We start from the raw sequence: 5,422 nt of genomic DNA, 5'->3' as shown, positions 1-5,422 counted from the left end.
GTCGTCTTTATCGTTTGTGCTTTTCTCAAGTGAACTGATCTTCTCTTCGTACTCCTGTTTGAACTTCTCTGTTTCCTTGAGTAAATCCTGCGAAACGAGTTTAATCTTACGATTGGCCATGGCTTTAACATGGTTTACTTTTCCCGTGGTTGATCTATTCATGGACTCGAGAGATTGTATCTCGTTTTTTAGTTTTTCAATCTCTCGCTGTTGCAGAACGATCTCCCTGTCTTTATTGGCCTCGTGCTCTTGTTTACGGTTAAAGAAACGGATGAACTCTTTTTCATAAATTGATTTAAGCTGGGTTTCTGATTTCAGGCATGATTCACCCAGACGATTTGCCCGTTCAAACAGGTGGCATGCTTTTCGCTTTTGACCCCGCCTTAAGCAGATTCTGCCGAGATTTATATAGGCTTCACCCAGAGCAGGATCTATCCGGATTGCATTTTTAAAAGAGGTGTATCCCGATTCTGGGTAACGGATATGAACCATCCATAGTAATGATAAGACGACCGGCAGACTGAGCATAGCAATCTGTAAGAGGCTGTAAGCCTGGGTATAGAAACCTAAAGTAACTCCATTGAGAATCAGAAATGAAACAACGGTGCCTATCATCGCAATCGTTATTGAAATAATATTCCTGATAAAAAAATTACGATTGCTGATAAAGCGCACTACCTCCAGTTTATCTTCCTGTAGGCAGCCTAACTTAAGCCATGCCTGAGCATCATCATTATGTCGATTGAGTTTTTCCCTTTGTTCTTTTATCTGTTTATCAAAGATTCTCGGATCAATTTCCGGCAGATTATTTATGTTCATTGTCAATGCCTTCATCGATTTTTTCCTGTGAACCTCATGCAGAAATCTCCAAGGTCTTTGCGGGTTGCAGATCCGTGAAATCGGGCAATTTCTTCACTGTTACAAAAGAGAATGAAAATCGGGTAACCGCCGATATCAAACTTCTGGGCATACTGTTCACGATCTGATGTACTGGCTACGTAGATTTCCAACTCGCCGCCGAACTGCATTTTCAGCTCTTCGATTACCCTGAAATCATCATCAAAGAACAGGCTGTTAGCAAAGTTCGCCAACAGGATTGGCCGTGATATTTGATGTACGGATTCCATGAAAATGTTCAAATCTGTTTCTTCCTTCCTCATCGTATCGCCACTATGTCTTTATGGATTTACACTATACGAATGCAGCACAGCTTAATCATAAGGCAGTAACTGTGCCACTCTCATACAAATTAAATTTACTCTGTAATATCAGGCAATTACTGGTAATCGCCAGACAATTGATCTGCTGATAGTGTCCACGGTTGGGCATATGTGTATTGGGCAGATGTGTGTTTTTTGGACACATAAAGGGTGCGGGGTAAAGTTAGCCGCTATTGGGCCTGAGGAAAAACTTGGTGGCGGATTATTTAGAGATGTTACGTTCTTGAAGTTTCGTTTAGAGTTTGCTACGGCTGATATCGAGCATTCGTGCTGCTTTGGCCTTGATCGTCTGCCGATATTTCATTTCACATCCAACAATTTTTGTGATAAAAAATTATTAACTAATTCAGGGTTAAAAGCACAGTTCGACAGGGTTCAACGTTCCAGGTGTTCTTCCCGTCCACTGATTCAAAAGAGTTGAGTCAAAGTAATAAGGAACTCATTTAAATGATTCTAATTGTTGAAGATATCGCCAAAGAACTGAAGCAGCGTCACGACGTTGATCTTGGCTCCTATAACAGCAGTTTTTTATTAAAAAAGCTTAAAAGCCGCATGGCCAGTCTTGCCATAACCGTTCCGGAAGACTACCTGACCTATTTCCGAAAAGATCCTGGCGAAGCGCTCCTCTTAATGAATGAAATAGGTATCAGCGTCAGTCTGTTTTTTCGTAACACCTTAGTATACTCTATCATTGAGCAACAACTCCTCCCCCCAATAATAGCTGCAAAGCAGCACAGTGGCCGTCAGGAGATCCGGGTCTGGAGTGCGGGCTGCGCCACCGGTGAAGAGCCATACTCCATTGCCATCCTGCTGCACCGACTGTTGAATGAGGAGATCACAAACTGGAAGGTGCATATTTTTGCCACCGACATTGATCAGGAAAGGCTTACATCGGCGGCAGCAGGAGTATACCCTCGTGCTAAACTGGTCGATACAAGGATCGGAATTGTTGACGAATATTTTAGCCAGTCCCGGGAAAAGTACATCCTGAACCCGGCTATTCGGCAAATGGTCAACTTCTCTTTAGATGACCTCGCTTCATCAGAAAAAATTGCCCCGGCAGCCAGCATTTTCGGCTCATTTGATCTTGTGTTGTGCCGAAATGTGATGATATACTTTAATAACTCGGCTAAGAGGCGGGCCATCCAAAAATTCGTCAAGACCTTAAACAGCTCGGGCTATCTGATTCTGGGGGAATCCGAATGGATTGACGACAGCCTGAAATCTAACTTTATTGAAATTGACCATACCAACCGGATTTACAAAAAAAGATAGGAGTAGTCCAATGAATTTCTTAAATCAGCTCTCTATAAAAGCTCGAATCACAGTACTCTTCATCTTTTTCCTGCTCCTTTTTGCCCTCTTTGGCCTCTTTACTATGCAGAGAGCCCAAATCCTTGGTGAGTTAACCAGAACCCTCTATAAACACCCCTTAAAAGTTTCAACTGCGGCGCTTGCGGCAGAATCAGGTGTTGTGAAGATGCATAGGGGGATGAAAGATTTGGTAATAGTGTCGTCGCAAATGGAAATAAACATGACCATCCAATCTGTTCAGGCGCAGGAGAAAGAGGTCTACCAGAATCTGGACATCATAAAAAAGAAAATCCTCGGAACTGAGGGAAAAGAACTTATCCAGGAAACCTTTGAGCTTTTTTCCGGTTGGAAACCAATCCGGCTCGAAGTTGTAGACCTTGTTATACAGGGGGATAAAGAAGGGGCTGCTCGAATCACCCTCAAAAAGGGGGCTGATCACGTTGCCAAAATCGAGCAGAAGATGCAAGAACTTTCCCGTTATGCCCACGGTAAGGCAGACAGCTACATGGCTAGTGCCGATGATACCCTGCAACAAATTAAGACTATGATTTTTGGGGCTATCTGTCTGGTTGTCTTTGTCTGTCTGCTCTCGGCCTTCGTGGTAATCAGCAGCATTACCAGATCCCTTAGACTTTTACAGACTAAGATGTCCCAAATCACCAGCAGTGGCGATATGAGCCCAATTGATTTACCGGGCAAAAATGAAATTACCGAACTGGCCTCGCACTTCAACATCCTGGTTTCAATGATCAAGGATCAACTCTGGCTGCGCAACAGTATAGATGAGATCAACCGGGTATTGAGCGGTGATCAGACGTTAGAAGAGTTGACCGACAAGTGCATCAGCATAATCTCTCGGAGCATTGACGCCTGTGCCGGGGCTTTCTATCTTTACGATAACAAGTCTCGTACCTGCAACCTTACCGCTTCATTTGCCTTTGTTGAGCGAAACTATCTGGCCGGCAGTTTTGCTGAAGGAGAAGGTATCATTGGTCAGGTTGCCATTGAGAAGAAACCTATTCTCTTGAAAAATATATCGCGAAGTGACGCCTGTGCCAATAGCGGCACAGTCAGTGAGCCGCCAACCTGCATCTACGCCGTGCCGATAATCTATGAGCACGAGCTGCTGGCTATTCTGGAGGTCGCCTCATTTGAGTTCATAAATACCAAAAAGAAACAGTTTGTCGATGAAGCGTCCAGTGCAGTATCCAGCCTCCTGAATAACGCCATTCAAAGCAAAGAGATAAAGGAACTTTTTGCTGCCTCTCAGCAGGCAAATGAAGAGCTGCAGGCCAAGACCAGCGAAATTAATGCCCAGAATGAGGAGCTTGGCGCTATCAACAATGAACTACAGGCCCAATCCCAAGAGATGGAGGCGCAGCGCGACGAATTACAGGCCCAGACCGCTGAACTGGAGGCAAGAGGTGTTCAGGTCCAGGCGGCTGATAAGTTAAAATCTGAGTTTCTCTCCAACATGAGCCATGAACTGCGTACCCCGTTAAACAGCATCATGAGTCTATCGCAGTTGATGATCAGCAGAGGTGTTGACAAGGACCCGGCCAAGGCAGTGGAATACCTCAAGGTTATTGACCGAAACGGCCGCCAACTGCTTAATCTGATCAACGACATCCTTGACCTGACCAAAATTGAATCAGGCCGCATGGATGTTTTCCCAACAAAATTTGCAGCACAGAGGATTATTGACCGTGTTTTAGAGACCGTAACGCCCATTGCTCAAAAGAAAAACATCCAGTTTGAAACGAATATTGATCAGGTGCCTCTCCTGTTTTCTGATGAAGATAAGCTGTATCAGATACTGCTGAATTTTTGCTCAAACGCCATAAAATTTACAGAGAAGGGGTTAATTAATATAACTGTTAATACCGCAGACGATAAGATCTCTTTCATAGTAAAAGATAGCGGTATTGGCATCTCAGCTGACGATCTGGCGACTATCTTTGATCAGTTTCGCCAGGTTGATGGTTCGTTTACCAGAGCTCAGGAAGGAACAGGCCTAGGCTTGACCATTTCCAAGAAGCTGGCAATTCTTCTGGGGGGCAATATCACGGTCGAGTCGACTCCTGGTGTTGGCAGCACCTTTACCCTTACCCTGCCAACCAGCATTTCAGGTGTCAAGCTTCCTTTAGAAACCAACGCTGCTCTGCCCACTCCAAATATGGTAAGTGACCAACATTCCGCCGCCCAGACTGTTTTGGTTGTTGATGATGAGGAAGAGGCCCGCACCACCCTGTCAAACTATCTGATCGAAGGCGGTTACAAGGTGCTTTTGGCCAGGAGTGGTAAAGAAGGGCTGGAGATGGCGAAAGCACTTCAACCAGACGTGATCAGCCTTGATCTGTTGATGCCTAATATGGATGGCTGGGAGGTCCTCAGGCATTTGAAATCTGCTCCGGAAACTGTTGCCATTCCGATAATCATTTCCTCGGTCTCAAAGGACACGGATACGGCGTGGGCTTTAGGCGCTGCCGGATACGTGCCGAAACCTGTGCACAACAAATTACTACTGGAGGAGATCGGGCGTGTATCGAGGGGGGTATCGACCAAGCGCCTGTTAATTGTCGACGATGACCTTGGTGTGCAGGAATTTTTAAAGAATTTTTTAGAGGCCAAAGGCTTTATTGTGGAGACTGCCAGTAATGGTAAAGAGGCGCTGGCCATGGTTGCCAACTCCCCGCCGCATTTACTAATACTTGATCTGTTGATGCCTGACGTGGATGGCTTCAGCGTCCTTGAACAACTGCGCCAGAATCCTAAAACCAGCGACTTGCCAGTCATTATTCTGACCTCCAAAGACTTGACAGATGGGGATTTACAACGTTTGGCCAGCGCCGTAAAAACCATCCGCAAAGATAAACTGAAAAAGGAGA

4 protein-coding genes are annotated in these 5,422 nt (G+C 45.1%); 2 read left to right on the top strand and 2 right to left on the bottom strand.

From position 1 onward, the window contains the following. On the bottom strand, positions 1 to 834 hold an 834-nt coding region (locus tag HQK80_15100), incomplete at its 3' end, for a hypothetical protein (GenBank protein MBF0223521.1). Further along, entirely contained in the window at positions 831 to 1,127 is a 297-nt protein-coding gene (locus HQK80_15095) for a hypothetical protein (protein MBF0223520.1), read from the bottom strand. The genes HQK80_15095 and HQK80_15100, both read right to left, overlap by 4 nt. 540 nt (positions 1,128 to 1,667) lie before the next feature. On the opposite strand from HQK80_15095, the gene HQK80_15090 reads away from it, so the two are divergent. Both HQK80_15090 and HQK80_15085 read left to right on the top strand, forming a co-directional pair. Further along, entirely contained in the window at positions 1,668 to 2,495 is an 828-nt protein-coding gene (locus tag HQK80_15090; GenBank protein MBF0223519.1) for a protein-glutamate O-methyltransferase CheR, read from the top strand. 10 nt (positions 2,496 to 2,505) lie between these two features. Next, positions 2,506 to 5,422 (top strand): response regulator (locus tag HQK80_15085; GenBank protein ID MBF0223518.1); only part of this gene is annotated, 2,917 nt, incomplete at its 3' end.

The organism is Desulfobulbaceae bacterium, assembly GCA_015231515.1.
Taxonomy (GTDB): domain Bacteria; phylum Desulfobacterota; class Desulfobulbia; order Desulfobulbales; family VMSU01; genus JADGBM01.
This window is presented reverse-complemented; position numbering and strand designations above follow the sequence as displayed.